This window comes from Staphylococcus sp. HMSC072E01, from assembly GCF_001814125.1.
GTDB lineage: Bacteria > Bacillota > Bacilli > Staphylococcales > Staphylococcaceae > Staphylococcus > Staphylococcus hominis.
Map to the genome: position 1 here is coordinate 246,801 of NZ_KV814962.1, position 16,472 is coordinate 263,272.

The window sequence follows — 16,472 nt, forward strand, 5'->3', positions numbered from 1 at the left end:
ATTTTTACAATACTATTGTATTATAAAAATGCTACGTTTCAATATGTTCTGAAACTTGTAGCCTTTATCTACATTTAAGAAAAAATACGAAAGCTTAGGTGAATGAAATGGCACAGAATCGTAAAAAAGTACTTGTATTAGGTGCAGGATATGCAGGTTTACAAGCAGTTACTAAATTACAAAAAGAAATATCTGCAAATGAAGCAGAAATCACTTTAGTTAACAAAAACAAATATCATTATGAAGCAACTTGGTTACACGAAGCGTCAGCTGGTACGTTAAATTATGAAGATTTAATTTATCCAATTGAAAGTGTAATTGACAAAAATAAAGTCAACTTCATTAATGCAGAAGTAACTAAAATTGATAGAAATGCTAAAAAAGTAGAAACTACTCACGGTATTTTTGAATATGATATTTTAGTTGTTGCTTTAGGATTTGAAAGTGAAACATTCGGTATTAACGGAATGAAAGAACATGCATTCCAAATTGAAAATATTCATACTGCTCGCGAATTATCTCGTCATATTGAAGATAAATTTGCTAACTACGCTGCATCAAAAGAGAAAGATGAAAATGATTTAGCAATTTTAGTAGGTGGCGCTGGATTTACAGGTATTGAATTCTTAGGTGAATTAACAGATAGAATTCCTGAATTATGTAATAAATATGGCGTAGATCAAAATAAAGTTAGAATTACATGTGTTGAAGCTATGCCTAAAATTTTACCAATGTTCTCAGAAAATCTTGTAAATTATGTAGTAAATTATTTAGAAGAACGTGGCGTTGAATTTAAAATTGGTACGCCAATCGTTGCTTGTAATGAAAAAGGTTTCAAAGTCAAAACAAATGATCAAGAACAACAACTTGAAGCCAATACTGCAGTGTGGGCTGCTGGAGTTCGCGGTAGTCAACTTATGGAAGAATCATTCGAAGGTGTAAAACGTGGTCGTATCGTAACTAAACAAGATTTAACAATCGATGGTCATGATGATATCTTCGTTATTGGTGATGTTTCTGCGTTTATCCCAGCAGGTGAGGAACGTCCATTACCAACAACTGCTCAAATTGCTATGCAACAAGGTGCGCATGTTGCTAAAAATATTGAAAATATCTTAAATGGCCAAGCTACAACTGATTTCGAATATATTGATCGTGGTACAGTTTGTTCTTTAGGTTCACATGATGGTGTAGGTCATGTGTTTGGTAGAGACATTACTGGTAAAAAAGCTGCGTTCATGAAAAAAGTGATTGATACACGTGCTGTATTCAAAATGGGTGGCGTTGGCTTAGCATTTAAAAAAGGTAAATTCTAAGTTAATAAATTAAATATTTAATCATTAAGGAGTGAGACAGAAATCTGTGAAGCAAAATAGATTTCAATATCTCACTCCTTTATTTTAAAGGAGAGTTATATGATACATTTTAATTATGATTCGAATAAAATGACCGACGTTATTATTCTAGGAGTACCCGATCATCTTAATCAAATTGGAAAGATCACGTATCAAAATAGTGACCTTACACAAACTATTGAAAATGACCGACATCGTCATATTGTAAGTAGTCAATTAGGAAAAACATCTTCGACTATTTTATACATAAATAATGAACCTAAACGTTTAATTACGGTTGGACTAGGAAATTTGAAAACATTATCTTATGCTTCATTTTTAAAAGTGTTTGGTACACTTTTTCAATATCTAAAAAAAGAACGTGTTACAGAAGCCAATGTTCTTTTTGAGACATTTAATTCAAAACAAATTGACAAAACAAGTATTGCAGAGATTTTTGGATTGCAAAGTAGACAATCGATTTATGAATTTAACAACTATAAATCTAACAAATCCACACCATATCAACTGGAATTATATATAGAATCATCTAATAGTGATGAGGATATAAAAAATATAAAAGCAGGATATTTAATTGGTGAATCGGTGAATATAGCACGTGACTTTAGTAATATGCCTCCCAATATACTTACTCCAGAATACTTTGCAAATAAAGTAGCACATCACTTTAAATCGTCTTCTGTTTCAGTAGATATTAAAAATAATGACACATTGTTATCAGAAGGTTTTGGTTTACTACATGCTGTAGGTAAAGGATCCACTCACCCTCCTGTTGTTATTACTTTAACGTATCATGGAACAGATAAAAATGAAGCGCCTATTGCATTAGTTGGGAAAGGGATTACATATGATTCTGGTGGTTATAGCATCAAATCTAAAATGGGGATGCAAACAATGAAATTTGATATGTGTGGTGCTGCTAACGTTGTAGGAATGATTGATGCTGCGTCTAAATTATCTTTACCAGTAAATATTGTAGGTGTCATTGTCTCTGCAGAAAATATGATTAGTCAACAGGCTATGAAACCAGATGATGTATATACTGCCTTAAATGGTGAAACAGTAGAGGTTTTAAATAGCGATGCTGAAGGTCGTTTAGTTTTAGGAGACGGGGTATTTTATGCAAATCAATTTCAACCACGTTTAATATGTGATTTTGCTACGCTTACAGGTGCTGCTATAGCGGCATTAGGAGAAGATAAGGCTGCTTTATTTAGTTCGAATGCAGATGAAGATATGAAACACATTTTAGAAAGTGCTAGAGAAGTTGATGAATTCGCCTTTGAATTGCCTATTACTCAAACTGAACAACAATTGATTCATAATACAGATGTCGCTGATTTAGTGAATCATACAAATGGACAAGGTAAAGCCTTATTTGCTGCAGCTTTCGTTACGCATTTTAGTGGGCAAACGCCACATATTCATTTTGATATTGCAGGTCCTGCGACGATTAATAAAGATAACTATAAAGGTCCTAAAGGTCCGACAGGAAGCATGATAATGACCATAGTGAATTGGTTACGACAATCAAAATAGAATAGATATTAGAAATGAATATACATTCATTTTGAGACAAAATAGATAAATGTCTGAGGTAAATTGATACCTTAGACGTTTATTTTTTTAAAACATTTTTAAAATACTATTATATTAGGCGTTGACAACTGCCTGACTACTTGATATTATTAATCACATAATTATATACTTTAGTTCGGTAGAGTAATAAAGGATGTGAGTATAATGTTTAATGCTGTAGTTATTGCTGTAATATTAATGATTATATTATGTCTCTTAAAGCTGAATGTTATCATTAGTTTATTTATTAGTTCACTTGTAGGTGGTCTAATATCTGGCATGAGTTTAAACAAAGTAATTAGTGTATTCGGTAAAAATATTGTAGATGGTTCGGAAGTGGCATTAAGTTACGCTTTATTAGGGGGCTTTGCAGCACTGATATCGTATAGTGGCATCACAGATTATTTAGTAAATAAAATTATTCGTGCGATTCATACTGAGAATAGTCGCTTATCAAGGATTAAAGTAAAAGTGATTATTATTTTAGTATTACTAGCAATGAGTATTATGAGTCAGAACTTAATTCCAGTACATATTGCATTTATACCAATTGTAATTCCACCATTACTTAGTCTATTTAACGATCTGAAAATTGATAGACGATTAATTGGTTTAGTTATAGGATTTGGTTTATGTTGGCCATATGTTTTACTACCTTATGGCTTTGGACAGATTTTCCACCAAATTATACAAAGCGGATTTCAAAAAGCGCATCATCCTATCGAATTTAATATGATTTGGAAAGCAATGTTAATTCCGTCACTTGGTTATATTGCCGGTTTAGTTATAGGAATGTTTGTTTATCGTAAACCACGTGAATATAAGCAAGAGAGATTGAAAGATAATGGAGAAGAAGTAGCAGAAATTCGGCCATATTTATTAGTTATTACGATTGTTGCTATTTTCGCTACTTTCTTAGTTCAAACATTTACGGATTCAATGATTTTTGGAGCATTAGCAGGAGTGCTGATATTCTTTATTTCTGGTATTTATAAATGGAATGAATTAGATAGCCAATTTGTAGAAGGAATAAAAATAATGTCATTTATTGGTGTCGTTATTTTATCAGCTAACGGTTTTGCCGGTGTCATGAATGCTACTGGTGATATTGAAAAATTAGTTTCTAGTTTAACTGAGATTACAAATGGACATAAGTTAATTACTATTATTGCAATGTATATTGTCGGCCTTATTGTTACGTTAGGCATTGGATCATCTTTTGCTACGATTCCAATTATTGCAGCTTTATTTATACCACTAGGTTCATCTCTTGGTTTAGATAATATGGCATTAATTGCTTTAGTAGGAACAGCTGCTGCACTTGGAGATTCTGGTTCACCAGCAAGTGATTCAACACTTGGACCCACAGCAGGTCTTAATGTAGATGGTCAACATGATCACATTAGAGATACATGTATACCTAACTTCCTTTTCTATAATGTTCCATTGATGATTTTTGGTACAATAGCTGCAATGGTATTATAGAAAAAAAGAGGTGACAACATGTCTAATTTACTTGAGACATTTGATATGAAAATCGAAACAGTAGATGAGGGAATAGTTGTAATTTCTATGCCAGTCACTGATAAGGTTAAACAACCCTTTGGCTATCTACATGGTGGTGCAAGTATTGCATTAGGTGAAACAGCTTGTTCATTAGGCGCTGCTCATTTAATTGATACGAAACACTTTATCCCATTAGGTTTAGAAATGAATGCCAATCATATTCACTCAGTAAAAGAGGGACGCGTGATTGCTACCGCTTCTATTATTCATAAAGGTCATACGACACAAGTATGGAATATTGAAATTAAAAGTGAGCAAGATAAATTAATTAGTATCATGAGAGGTACAATAGGGATTAAACCATTAAAATAACAAATTATAAAATACTAGCCCGTAGAAAATATTCATCTACGGGCTAGTATTTTATATTTATGATACTTCTCTATGGTGATCTATTCTTTGAAATACGCTATAAATTCTTTGAGCTGCTTCTTTACCTCCCATGATATTTCTAGCAAATGGACCAAGTTCTAAATCAGCTAGTCCACCAGCAACAAATAGATGAGGTAACCATTCTAATTCATGTGTGATGTTTGGAAATCCACAAGATAGGAGGGGAGCGTTAGCATTTTGAATTAGAGATTGTATCATAGGTTGCTGCAAAATTGAAGACTTAAATCCAGTTGCTAAAAGAATGTAATCATATGGGATATTTAAATTTTCAGTAACAATTTGATGCGATTTTAAGTCCTTAATCTCTTCTTTATGGATGATAAGTCTTTTATTTTGAACATATTTCTTTAAGCGTAAATATAACTCGCGAGGCATTGAACCTTTATGTCTTTCTTTTAACACTGTTTGAAGTTTCTCTTCATGTGAAGAATGATTTAAAAAGGCCTTCATTTTTTTAGGACCTAGCCAACCAGGATCGGCATCAAAATGTTGAATATCTATATTTTTATTCATCCATAAATGAACGATTTTATTTTTATCTAATTTTAAAAGCTTTAATGTTAAATGAGCAGCTGAAATACCACTTCCAATGACATGAGATGATTGTGAAAATAATTGAGAATTAAAATGGTCACTAAATATATGACATACATCTTTAGCTTGAGTAAATGCGGAAGGGATAAAAGGCTCATTATGACATCCTTGTGCTAAAACAACACAATCAGTTTGAATGACAGAATGATGACTTGGTGTAATACTCCATTTTCTTTGTTTTTTTTCAATGCGTTGAACATAACTTTGAATATGACATTGATTTAGATGATAGTTATGTATTTGAGCATATGTGTGATTCATAAACATCTCTGTTTGAGGTCTTTGATAACGACCAAAAGTTGGATTAATATACTGATTCATTTTTGCAAATTTCTTTAAATGAAATGGGTCAGGATGAATATGATGTACAATAGGTGAACGTAAGTAAGACATATCAATTCTATTTGTGTATTTATGAAATTGTTCGCATAAAGAATCATGAGGATCGATAATTGTAAGATTTTGGATGGATATTCCTGCTTCACGTAACTTAATTGCTATAGTGGTTCCATGTATACCGCCACCAATAATAGTCCAATGCATAATAAAACTCCTTTAAAACGTAATTATTACGATTTATAATAACATAAAACTATCTTTTTCAAAACAAAAAATCGAAGCACTTTAAGAAAGTACCTCGATTTTTATCAAATTATATTTTTTTATTATTCAATTCATCTTTAAGTTCATCAATTTTTGTATCTTTAGTATAAGGCATTTTATTATTATATGATGCTTTCATCATTAAATGACTAGAAAGAGGGCCAGTAATTAAAATGAAAATAATGCCGAATATCAGTTGCATATTGGCGTATCCTTCTGTTCCAATAAAATATAAAAACGTTCCAAATAATAAAAATATAGCACCTAATGTTGCAGATTTACCTGCAGCATGACCGCGTGAATAGACATCTTTTAAACGAATAATACCAATAGCAGTAATTGCACTGATCAATGCACCTAAGATAATGAAAATGATGGCTAAACTAATGACGATTTTTGCTATCACGTTCAATCACCTTACCTTTATCTATAAATTTAGAGAATACTGCTGTACCTAAGAAAGCTAAAATACCAATAAGTAAAATAACTACAAGTAAGTATTGTGAGCCGATAAACACACTATATAATGCAACACACGCCATCAATTGTAAGCCAATAGCGTCTAATGCAAGGACGCGATCAGGTAAAGTGGGACCTTTAATAATACGAATAAACATTGCTAGCATCGATAATACTACGACAATTAAAGCAATAATAATAATTGTTTTTACCATTAAGCTTCGCCCACCTCTCTCACTACTTTTTCAAGTGATGATTTAATACTTTCAACTTCTTCTTCTTTCGTACTAAAATCAATTGAGTGAATGTATATTTTAGTTCTATCATCACTAATACCTAAAACGACAGTTCCTGGTGTTAAAGTGATTAAATTAGATAATAAAACAATTTGCCAATCATGTTTTAAATTTGTGTGATAAACAAAGAAACCAGGTTGATTTTTAAGTCTTGGTTGTAACAGAATTTTGGATACATCAATATTGGCTTTCATTAATTCTATAAAAAAGACAACAATCAATTTAATGACTTTATAAACTCTTTTTAAATAAAAACTGCCAGGCAATACTTTTTTAAATAAGTAAACAAGCCCAATTCCTATTAAAAATCCTAGTAAAAAGTTATTAAATGTATAACTGCCACTTAAAAACATCCATATAATAGCTAATATAATATTTAACACAAATTGAAGAGCCATTAATATCTACCTCCTAATACACTTTTAATATAAACATTAGGATCATAGAAAGATTTAGCTGCTTCTGATATAAATGGATAAAGTGCATCAGCAGATAAACCAAATAGTACAGTAATGACAACGGCAATGACTGAAACGATTGTAGCTTGTTTTACATTTACTTTGTTATTCATTTTATATCCCTTAGGTTCACCAAAGAAACCATGTAGGAAAATACGAATCACAGAATAGAGTACGATTAAACTTGAAAGTAATACGATAATTGCACTGATATAAAATCCTTTTTCAAAAGCGGCTTTTACAATAAAGTATTTTCCATAAAATCCACTAAATGGGGGAATACCAGCCAAGCTTAAAGCTGCAATAAAGAAAGACCAACCAAGTATAGGATATGTCTTAATTAAACCACCAAATGACTTAAGATTTGATGTTTTGGTAATTTGATACATGACACCAATAATTAAGAAAAGTGCAGTCTTAACTAACATATCGTGAATGGTGTAATATATAGCACCCATAATTCCTAATTTACTCATCATAGCAACACCAACGAGTATGACACCTACTGCAATCATAATATTATATAAAATAATTTTTTTAATATCATAATAAGCAATGGCACCAATGGATCCAAATATAATCGTTAATAGGGCTAAGAATAAAATAGTATAGTGAGAAAAACTCATTGTGTTATGGAAGAAAAGACTAAGTGTTCTTAAAATAGCATAGACGCCAACTTTAGTTAATAAAGCACCGAAGAATGCAATGATAGCAAAAGGTGGCGCATAGTATGATCCAGGTAACCAAACATATAATGGAAAGACACCAGCTTTAGTTGCAAACACAAAGATGAACAAAATAAAGACAATACTTAATAATCCTTGATGTGAATGAGATAATTCATTAAGTTTTACGCTAATGTCAGCCATATTTAAAGTGCCGACAATTGAATATAAGATACCAACAGCAATAACGAAAAATGTCGATGTTACAACATTAATCAGTAAATATTTTACTGTTTCTTGAAGTTGAATACGTGTACCACCTAATACAAGCAATGCATAAGATGACATTAAAAAGACTTCAAAGAATACGAAAAGGTTAAAAATATCTCCAGTAGTGAAAGCACCAATAATACCCACTAACATAAAGACGATTGAAAAATGAAAATAATAACGCTCTCTATCGATTCCGGCAGTTGAAAAAGAATAGATCGTAATGAGCAGAGTAATGATAATACTCGTTACAATCAACATTGCCCCTAACGTATCTAATAAAAAGATAATACCATATGGGGCTGGCCAAGAACCTAATTCTACTTTAAGAGGACCAAATTTACTAACATTAATTAAATTAACCATCGCTACAATCAAAGTTAAAACTAAACCTATCAATGTAACCGCACGCTTTAATGGATAGCGTTGTCCTAAAAAGATAAGAATAATAGCGGTAATAATTGGTATAACTAATGTAAGAACAACCATATTAGTTGCTATCATCACTAGGCACTCCTTTCATTTGTTCTATGTTGTCTGTGCCTAATTCTTTATACGTTCTAAAAGCTAAGACTAAGAAAAAAGCAGTAGTTGCAAATGCAATAACAATTGCAGTAAGTATTAATGCATGAGGGATTGGATCTACATAGTGATGAATATCTTTTTCATATATTGGCATTTCACCATGTTTCAATCCTCCCATAGTAATTAAAAATAAATTTGATGCATGTGTAATCAGTGTAGTTCCCATAATAATACGTATTAAACTTTTAGATAAAACGAGATAGACACTGATTGATGTAAGTATGCCACATACAATAATCATAATAATTTCCACTATTCGTTCTCTCCAATCGTTATAATAATAGTCATTACTGTACCAATTACTGCACACATAACGCCAAAGTCGAAGAACATTGGTGTATTCATATGAACAGAGTGTAGAAGTGGTAATGGAATATTAAATTCTGTATGTGTAAAGAAACTTTTTCCGTAAAACCAACTTGCTATAGGCGTACTTACACAGAATAATAAACCAATACCAATTAAGATTTTAAAATCCCAAGGAAAGATTTTACGCATTGTTTTTATATCAAATGCAATCGTAATAATGGTTAAAGCGGTTGATAGAAGCAATCCACCAACAAATCCTCCACCTGGTGTGTAATGTCCTGCTAAAAATAAAGCAATACCAAAAAGAGCAATTAAGAAAGCAATAATTACAGCTGAATACTGAAACATTAAATTGTTATTTTGTCTATTCATTGCTTTCCACCTCACTTGTTTTGTTACGTTTACTTCGTAATTTAATCATCGTGTAAACTGCAAGACCTGCAATACCTAATACAGAAGATTCAAATAAGGTATCCATTCCACGGAAGTCTACGAGAATAACGTTAACCATATTTTTACCATGTGCTAAGTCATAAACATGTGCCTTGTAATACTCTCCGATAGAAGAAAAATGTCTATTACCATAAGCGATAAGACCTAACATTGTCACTGCCAAACCAACACCAATAGAGATGATAGCATTCGTTAATTTAAATGATGTTTTTTCATTATAGCGATTTAAGTTAGGCAAGTGATAGAAACATAATAGAAATAGACCCGTTGAGATAGACTCAACAACAAATTGTGTTAAAGCTAAATCAGGTGCCTTAAAGAAAACAAATAAAACCGATACTGCATAGCCAACAACACTAAGCATAATAATACTAAATAAACGAGATGTTGCTGTAACAACTAAGAACGCTGAGATAGTAAGTATTATGATAATAATCATTTCATAGATGTGAATTGTATTTATATTTTTAAAATTAAAGCTAAACGGTACACTCACTAATGTGATGAGTGTTAACACAATTAATGTACCAAAAATAAAGACTAAACTGTCACGTACATACCCATTAACATAATAATTAGTTAGAGAAGCGGAATGATTTGGTAACCATTTGCCAGTAGTATCATACCAATAATTTAATTTTAAGTTGTCTGGTTGTGCTTTTAATAAACGAATCCAGTAATTGAACGTAAATAATAAGATAATACCTACAATCCAAATCGTTAAAGTAGAGATGAACGCAGGAGTAATACCATGGAACATATGGAATTCTGCATGTACGGTTGATATTCCACTTATGGCTTTAGTAGCTGGTTCGATTATAGAATGTGTTAATAGTCTAGGGAATAGTCCAAAAACAACAACTAGCGTTGCTAGAATTGCTGGTGAAATTAACATTAATAATGATGCTTCATGTGCTTTCTTAGGTAATAAATCAGAATGATATTTACCAAAGAATACATGTAGTACGAATTTAATTGAATATACAAATGTAAATATACTACCTACAATCGCTAAAATTGGAAAAATAATACCTAGAGTATTTAAACTAAATAGAGATGCGTGTGTAGCTTCTATCATAGCCTCTAAGAATTTTTCTTTTGATAAGAAACCATTAAATGGTGGCACACCTGCCATACTTAATGCTGTAATTACAGTAAGAGTAAAAGAAATTGGCATGATAGTAAGTAAACCGCCCAATTTTTTTACATCACGTGTGCCTGTCACATGATCAATGGCACCTGTAATCATAAATAATGCGCCTTTAAAGGTAGCATGGTTAATTAAGTGGAAAGCAGCTGCTGTAAAACCAGCGACATATAATTGACTTTCACTACCTTCAAAATGATAACTTATAGCTCCAATACCTAGCATAGACATAATCATTCCCAATTGTGAAACTGTAGAAAACGCTAGAATACCTTTCAAATCTTGTTGTTTCGTTGCATTTAATGAAGCCCAAAATAGTGTGATTAAGCCTACTAAAGTAATAGTCCATATCCATCCTTCTGATACCGCGAATAATGGGGTTAAACGTGCAACAAGATATAACCCCGCTTTAACCATCGTGGCTGAATGTAAATATGCACTGACAGGAGTAGGTGCCTCCATTGCATCAGGTAACCAAATGTAAAATGGCACTTGTGCAGATTTTGTGAAAGCTGCTAACATAATTAAAACCATTGCAAGTGTAAAGAAAGAACTGTCTTGTATTTGAGATACATGATGGATTAAATAATGTAGACTTAATGATTGTCCTGCAAGTGAAATTAAGATTAATCCGCCAAGTAAACTAAGTCCTCCAAATACAGTAATAATCAGTGACTTTTGTGCTCCATATATAGAAGCTTTCTTTTCTCTCCAAAAAGAAATGAGTAAAAAACTTGAGAATGAAGTTAATTCCCAGAATAGATATAAGATAATGACGTTATCTGAGAGTACGACGCCTAACATTGCACCCATAAACAGTAATAAATAACAGTAAAAATTCCCTAATCGTTCAGATTTATCTAAATAACCGATTGAATAAAGAACTACTAAACTTCCAATGCCAGTTATAAGCAAACTAAAGAGTATACTTAAGCCATCAAGATAAATATCAAAATTCATACCAATATGTGGCATCCAATTGAAAGTTTTTATTACTGTATTACCTGACTGAGTAGTTGAAATATAAGTTAAAAAATAAATAAATAAGACAACAGGAACAGGTAATACAAACCACCCTAAATGAATCTTTTTAAAGAAACGATAAAGGATTGGAATAATGAGTGCGAATATTAACGGTAAAAGTACCGCAATATGTATCAAACTCACTATATTTTCCTCCTTCAAAAATTGTTATAAATTTTATTATACATGAATCAATTTATTCTGAAAAACTGTGAAAAGATGTAAAGTCAGCAATTTTACTTATCTTGTTAAATAGGAAGAAAGACGTAAAAATGGACTAGAAAAAATTTTGTTTATATTGGATAGAATAGTCTTTTTTTAGACTGTTTAAATTGTCTAATGCCAATTTTGCGTATTCTGTGTGTTGTTGTTTTAATTCGTTTTCCATTTTAGTAATCGCTTGTTGTAAAGAATCTTCATATTTCATCTCTTCTACATTAAAATCTCTCAATTGTGAACGTGTTGCATAACGTTTTTCATAATGGCTTAAAGCACGTCTTTCATGAAAAAAAACACCTTCAGTTTCACCAGGATGATGTAAATCTCCTTGTTTAGGATGTTTAATGACTTGTTCAATTTGTACTAAAACTTGATGATCGCTATCTTCTTTAATCGTTACACCATAAGTACCTGTTTTGTGAGAGAATCGATATAACATGCTATATTACTTCCTTTCAAATATGTTAATATGTATCTATATCATCATAACATGAATGGAGAATTTAAATGACTAACTATCCACAGTTAAATAAAGAAATACAAGATAATGAAATTAAAGTAATTATGCATACAAATAAAGGAGATATGACATTTAAGCTGTTTCCTGAGATTGCTCCAAAAACAGTTGAAAATTTTGTGACACATGCAAAAAATGGATATTATGACGGCATTACATTCCATCGTGTCATTAATGATTTTATGATTCAAGGTGGAGACCCTACTGCTACTGGTATGGGAGGAGAAAGTATTTATGGAGGTTCATTTGAGGATGAGTTTTCATTAAAAGCATTTAATTTATACGGTGCACTTTCAATGGCAAATGCCGGTCCAAATACAAATGGTTCACAATTCTTTGTCGTTCAAATGAAAGAAGTACCAGATACAATGCTTAATCAACTTGTTGATGGCGGTTGGCCTGAACCAATTGCTAAAGCTTATGCAGAAAAAGGTGGAACACCTTGGTTAGATCAAAAACATACTGTGTTTGGTCAATTAATCGACGGTGAAACTACATTAGAAGATATTGCGAATACTAAAGTAGGGGCACAAGATAAGCCTGTACATGATGTTGTTATTGAATCTATTGATGTAGAAGACCAAAAAGCTTAATTCATCAATGAAATATCATTAAATAAAAAAGGTGAGCGTAAACTGTTTTAAATAAGACATTTACGCTCACTTTTTTTATTAAAAACGAACTTTTTAATATAAATTTATGAAGAAGAAATATAAATTTCTAAAGAAATTAATTTTTTATTAGTTTATCGTTAGTCCAAGTATGGGATTTATGCTATTATTAATATGTTAAGAAAAACGAAATAAGGGGTTATCAAGTTGAATACTCACTATAAAGAAGGTCAGCATATTAAAGTGCGTGTGACTGGAATTCAACCGTATGGCGCTTTTGTTGAGACCCCTGACCATACTGAAGGACTTATCCATATTTCAGAGATTATGGATGATTATGTCCATAATCTAAAAAAATTTCTATCAGAAGGTCAAATTGTAAAAGCTAAAATTCTTTCTATAGACGATGAAGGAAAGCTTAATTTGTCACTTAAAGATAATGATTACTTTAAGAATTATGAACGAAAAAAAGAAAAACAGTCTGTATTAGATGAAATTAGAGAGACAGAAAAGTATGGGTTTCAAACGCTTGAAGAACGCCTACCGGTCTGGATTAAGCAGTCTAAACGTGCAATTCGTAATAATAATTGAATGACTGTCAACACGCCAAAACGTTACTTTTTTAAGTAACGTTTTTTATTATGTCAATATATTGTTAAATATAAAAAGATGATTAATGCATATAAGCATAAAAGTAGAGACATAAAAATGTTCATGTTATAGTTTGAAAATAATAAAACTAAAAGATTTAGAAAGGAATTACTTATGAATAATAAATATAAAAAATTATTTGAAACTGTTACATTACCAAACGGTGTATCATTAAGAAATCGCTTTGTACTTGCACCTTTAACACATACATCATCAAATGATGATGGTACCATTTCAGATGTCGAAATTTCTTACATTGAGAAACGTGCCAAAGATGTAGGCCTTGCAATTAATGCTGCAAGTAATGTAAATGATATTGGTAAAGCCTTCCCAGGCCAACCTTCTGTCGCACACGATTCAGATATCGAAGGTTTAAAACGCTTAGCGACAGCAATGAAGAAAAATGGCGCAAAAGCATTAGTCCAAATTCATCATGGTGGTGCACAAGCTTTACCTGAATTGACTCCTAATGGAGATGTTGTGGCACCAAGTCCCCTTTCAATGAAAAGTTTTGGTCAACAACAGGAACATCATGCGAGAGAAATCACTACTGAAGAAATTGAACAAACAATTAAAGATTTCGGTGAAGCTACACGTCGTGCCATTGAAGCTGGGTTTGACGGCGTAGAAATACATGGAGCGAACCATTACTTAATTCATCAATTCTTCTCGCCATACTATAATCGTCGTGAAGATGAATGGGGAGACCATTTAAAATTTCCACTTGCAGTGATTGATGAAGTATTAAAAGTTAAGGAAACTTATGCAAATAAAGATTTTATTGTAGGTTATAGATTATCACCAGAAGAAGCAGAATCGCCTGGTATTTCAATGGAACACACAGAAAAATTAATTAAAACAATTACGAAAAAAGCGATTGATTATGTTCATATTTCAATTATGGATATTCATTCACAAACACGTGAGGGTAAATATGAAGGAGAAGAACGTCTAAAACTTATCCATCAATGGGTAGATGGACGTATACCAGTCATTGGTATAGGTTCTGTATTTAGTGCTGATGATGCTTTAGATGCAGTAGAATCGACAGGCATTGAACTCGTAGCATTAGGTCGTGGCATTCTTCTAGATTATAACTTTGTCAATAAAATTGAAGAGGGTAAAGAAGAGGAAATCATCTCATACTTTGATCCAAATCGTGAAGATAAACATGCGTTACCACCAAATTTATGGGAACAATTTAATAAAGGATTTTATCCGTTACCTCGTAAAGATAAATAATTAATAAAATATGAAATAGTTTGGTAGTGAGACAGAATTCATTATGAATTTTGTCCACTACCTTTTTTTATTAAGAAAAAAAGATATATATTAAAATTTTAGCTAATAGAAATAATTTACTTGTAAAATGATAAGAGGATATGTCATTATGTTTGTAAGGGCTTTCATATATGAAGTTAGAGAGAATTTAATATTTTAAAATAGAGTTTCGAAAGCCAGTAAATATAGTGATTAGTTTTAATATAACAATAAGCAAAGGGGAGATATTATGACTAAATCTGAAAAAATAATTGAACTAACAAACCAGTACGGTGCTCATAACTATGTGCCGCTACCAATTGTTGTTTCAGAAGCAGAGGGGATTTGGGTTACTGATCCAGAAGGTAATAAATATATAGATATGTTATCAGCATATTCAGCAGTTAACCAAGGTCATCGTCATCCAAAAATTATTCAAGCATTAAAACATCAAGCTGATAAAGTGACACTTGTCTCTCGTGCTTTTCATAGTGATAACTTAGGGGAATGGTATGGAAAAATTTGTAAATTAGCTGGTAAAGATAAAGCACTACCAATGAATACAGGTGCTGAAGCTGTTGAAACAGCCTTAAAAGCTGCACGTCGTTGGGCCTATGACGTTAAAGGTATTGAACCAAATCAGGCTGAGATTATTGCATTTAATGGGAACTTCCATGGTCGTACAATGGCCCCTGTATCTTTATCATCTGAAGCTGAATATCAACGTGGATATGGTCCTTTATTAGATGGTTTTCGTAAAGTTGACTTTGGCAATGAAACACAATTAAAAGAAGCAATTAATAAAAACACAGCAGCTGTTTTAGTTGAACCTATTCAAGGCGAAGCAGGCATTAATATTCCTCCAGAAGGTTATTTGAAAACCATTAGAGATTTATGTAATGAACATAATATTTTGTTTATCGCCGATGAAATTCAAGCTGGATTAGGACGATCTGGAAAATTATTTGCATGTGATTGGGATAATGTTAAACCAGATGTATATATTTTGGGTAAAGCACTTGGTGGAGGCGTCTTACCAATTTCAGTTGTATTAGCAGATAACGAGGTGCTTGATGTATTTACACCTGGTTCTCATGGTTCTACTTTTGGTGGCAATCCGCTTGCTTGTGCAGTGTCAATTGCGGCTTTAGATGTCATTATCGATGAAAATTTACCAGAACATTCAAATGAACTAGGTGAATATTTTAAATCAGAATTACAAAAGATTAATCACCCTGCAATTAAAGAAGTTCGTGGACGCGGGTTATTCATTGGTGTGGAATTACACGAAAGTGCAAGACCATTTTGTGAAGCGTTAAAAGAAAAAGGTTTATTATGTAAAGAAACCCATGATACAGTAATTCGTTTTGCACCACCTTTGGTTATTACTAAAGAAGAATTAGATGAAGCATTAAATCGAATTAGAAGTGTATTTAAGTAAATAGATATGACGTAATATG

Annotated in this window: 17 protein-coding genes; 8 read left to right on the plus strand and 9 right to left on the minus strand. The window is 31.9% G+C overall.

The features are described 5' to 3' along the window. Positions 1-107: 107 nt before the first annotated feature. From HMPREF2953_RS03125 to HMPREF2953_RS03140, 4 genes are all read left to right on the plus strand, one after another. A complete protein-coding gene (locus HMPREF2953_RS03125) occupies positions 108-1,316 on the plus strand; it encodes an NAD(P)/FAD-dependent oxidoreductase (protein WP_002455555.1) in 1,209 nt (402 codons plus the stop codon). A 99-nt stretch (positions 1,317-1,415) separates the two neighbouring features. After that, complete coding sequence (locus HMPREF2953_RS03130) at positions 1,416-2,894, plus strand: M17 family metallopeptidase (RefSeq protein ID WP_070671742.1); 1,479 nt, start codon at positions 1,416-1,418, stop codon at positions 2,892-2,894. A 204-nt stretch (positions 2,895-3,098) separates the two neighbouring features. Then, the gene (locus tag HMPREF2953_RS03135) at positions 3,099-4,418 is read left to right on the plus strand and encodes a Na+/H+ antiporter family protein (protein ID WP_070671744.1); all 1,320 of its coding nucleotides are present in this window, start codon (positions 3,099-3,101) and stop codon (positions 4,416-4,418) included. Between the two features lie 18 nt (positions 4,419-4,436). Beyond that, positions 4,437-4,811, plus strand: coding sequence for a PaaI family thioesterase (locus tag HMPREF2953_RS03140; RefSeq protein ID WP_002455552.1), 375 nt, complete (start codon positions 4,437-4,439; stop codon positions 4,809-4,811). Positions 4,812-4,868: 57 nt separating this feature from the next. Here the strand turns inward: HMPREF2953_RS03140 and HMPREF2953_RS03145 are convergent, their stop codons facing one another. The 9 genes from HMPREF2953_RS03145 to kapB all read right to left on the minus strand — a co-directional run bounded on the left by HMPREF2953_RS03145 (position 4,869) and on the right by kapB (position 12,412). Further along, positions 4,869-6,029, minus strand: coding sequence for an NAD(P)-binding domain-containing protein (locus tag HMPREF2953_RS03145; RefSeq protein WP_070671745.1), 1,161 nt, complete (start codon positions 6,027-6,029; stop codon positions 4,869-4,871). Between the two features lie 109 nt (positions 6,030-6,138). Next, complete coding sequence (locus tag HMPREF2953_RS03150) at positions 6,139-6,495, minus strand: Na+/H+ antiporter subunit G1 (RefSeq protein ID WP_070671747.1); 357 nt, start codon at positions 6,493-6,495, stop codon at positions 6,139-6,141. After that, the gene (locus HMPREF2953_RS03155) at positions 6,473-6,763 is read right to left on the minus strand and encodes a Na(+)/H(+) antiporter subunit F1 (protein ID WP_002448178.1); all 291 of its coding nucleotides are present in this window, start codon (positions 6,761-6,763) and stop codon (positions 6,473-6,475) included. Before HMPREF2953_RS03155 ends, HMPREF2953_RS03150 begins: the two co-directional genes overlap by 23 nt. Next, entirely contained in the window at positions 6,763-7,242 is a 480-nt protein-coding gene (locus HMPREF2953_RS03160; RefSeq protein ID WP_070671748.1) for a Na+/H+ antiporter subunit E, read from the minus strand. Before HMPREF2953_RS03160 ends, HMPREF2953_RS03155 begins: the two co-directional genes overlap by 1 nt. Then, a complete protein-coding gene (locus tag HMPREF2953_RS03165; RefSeq protein ID WP_002448100.1) occupies positions 7,242-8,741 on the minus strand; it encodes a Na+/H+ antiporter subunit D in 1,500 nt (499 codons plus the stop codon). The genes HMPREF2953_RS03160 and HMPREF2953_RS03165 overlap by 1 nt, the downstream gene beginning before the upstream one ends. Continuing rightward, positions 8,728-9,075: a Na+/H+ antiporter Mnh1 subunit C gene (mnhC1, locus tag HMPREF2953_RS03170; RefSeq protein ID WP_002448250.1), complete on the minus strand. Its 348-nt coding sequence runs from the start codon at positions 9,073-9,075 to the stop codon at positions 8,728-8,730. Before mnhC1 ends, HMPREF2953_RS03165 begins: the two co-directional genes overlap by 14 nt. After that, positions 9,075-9,503, minus strand: a complete 429-nt coding sequence (locus HMPREF2953_RS03175; protein WP_049335131.1) for a Na(+)/H(+) antiporter subunit B — start codon at positions 9,501-9,503, stop codon at positions 9,075-9,077. Before HMPREF2953_RS03175 ends, mnhC1 begins: the two co-directional genes overlap by 1 nt. Further along, positions 9,496-11,898, minus strand: coding sequence for a Na+/H+ antiporter subunit A (locus HMPREF2953_RS03180; protein ID WP_049335132.1), 2,403 nt, complete (start codon positions 11,896-11,898; stop codon positions 9,496-9,498). Before HMPREF2953_RS03180 ends, HMPREF2953_RS03175 begins: the two co-directional genes overlap by 8 nt. 133 nt (positions 11,899-12,031) lie before the next feature. Continuing rightward, positions 12,032-12,412, minus strand: coding sequence for a sporulation phosphorelay system protein KapB (kapB, locus tag HMPREF2953_RS03185; RefSeq protein ID WP_002448064.1), 381 nt, complete (start codon positions 12,410-12,412; stop codon positions 12,032-12,034). 68 nt (positions 12,413-12,480) lie between these two features. On the opposite strand from kapB, the gene HMPREF2953_RS03190 reads away from it, so the two are divergent. The 4 genes from HMPREF2953_RS03190 (at position 12,481) to HMPREF2953_RS03205 (ending at position 16,453) form a co-directional block, all read left to right on the plus strand. Continuing rightward, positions 12,481-13,083 (plus strand): peptidylprolyl isomerase, encoded by a 603-nt coding sequence (locus tag HMPREF2953_RS03190; protein ID WP_049335133.1) that lies wholly within the window; start codon positions 12,481-12,483, stop codon positions 13,081-13,083. Between the two features lie 225 nt (positions 13,084-13,308). Beyond that, complete coding sequence (gene ygs, locus HMPREF2953_RS03195; RefSeq protein ID WP_002448094.1) at positions 13,309-13,692, plus strand: S1 domain-containing post-transcriptional regulator Ygs; 384 nt, start codon at positions 13,309-13,311, stop codon at positions 13,690-13,692. Positions 13,693-13,866: 174 nt separating this feature from the next. Next, positions 13,867-14,994 (plus strand): NADH-dependent flavin oxidoreductase, encoded by a 1,128-nt coding sequence (locus HMPREF2953_RS03200; protein ID WP_002448217.1) that lies wholly within the window; start codon positions 13,867-13,869, stop codon positions 14,992-14,994. A 268-nt stretch (positions 14,995-15,262) separates the two neighbouring features. Then, the gene (locus tag HMPREF2953_RS03205; protein WP_070671750.1) at positions 15,263-16,453 is read left to right on the plus strand and encodes an ornithine--oxo-acid transaminase; all 1,191 of its coding nucleotides are present in this window, start codon (positions 15,263-15,265) and stop codon (positions 16,451-16,453) included. Positions 16,454-16,472: the final 19 nt, after the last annotated feature.

Excerpts from the sequence above, each read along its gene's own strand:
- HMPREF2953_RS03125 (WP_002455555.1), top strand. The coding sequence starts at position 108 with ATGGCACAGAATCGTAAAAAAGTACTTGTATTAGGTGCAGGATATGCA.
- HMPREF2953_RS03130 (WP_070671742.1), top strand. The coding sequence starts at position 1,416 with ATGATACATTTTAATTATGATTCGAATAAAATGACCGACGTTATTATT.
- HMPREF2953_RS03135 (WP_070671744.1), top strand. The coding sequence starts at position 3,099 with ATGTTTAATGCTGTAGTTATTGCTGTAATATTAATGATTATATTATGT.
- HMPREF2953_RS03140 (WP_002455552.1), top strand. The coding sequence starts at position 4,437 with ATGTCTAATTTACTTGAGACATTTGATATGAAAATCGAAACAGTAGAT.
- HMPREF2953_RS03145 (WP_070671745.1), bottom strand. The coding sequence starts at position 6,029 with ATGCATTGGACTATTATTGGTGGCGGTATACATGGAACCACTATAGCA.
- HMPREF2953_RS03155 (WP_002448178.1), bottom strand. The coding sequence starts at position 6,763 with ATGGTAAAAACAATTATTATTATTGCTTTAATTGTCGTAGTATTATCG.
- HMPREF2953_RS03160 (WP_070671748.1), bottom strand. The coding sequence starts at position 7,242 with ATGGCTCTTCAATTTGTGTTAAATATTATATTAGCTATTATATGGATG.
- HMPREF2953_RS03165 (WP_002448100.1), bottom strand. The coding sequence starts at position 8,741 with ATGATAGCAACTAATATGGTTGTTCTTACATTAGTTATACCAATTATT.
- HMPREF2953_RS03175 (WP_049335131.1), bottom strand. The coding sequence starts at position 9,503 with ATGAATAGACAAAATAACAATTTAATGTTTCAGTATTCAGCTGTAATT.
- kapB (WP_002448064.1), bottom strand. The coding sequence starts at position 12,412 with ATGTTATATCGATTCTCTCACAAAACAGGTACTTATGGTGTAACGATT.
- HMPREF2953_RS03190 (WP_049335133.1), top strand. The coding sequence starts at position 12,481 with ATGACTAACTATCCACAGTTAAATAAAGAAATACAAGATAATGAAATT.
- HMPREF2953_RS03200 (WP_002448217.1), top strand. The coding sequence starts at position 13,867 with ATGAATAATAAATATAAAAAATTATTTGAAACTGTTACATTACCAAAC.
- HMPREF2953_RS03205 (WP_070671750.1), top strand. The coding sequence starts at position 15,263 with ATGACTAAATCTGAAAAAATAATTGAACTAACAAACCAGTACGGTGCT.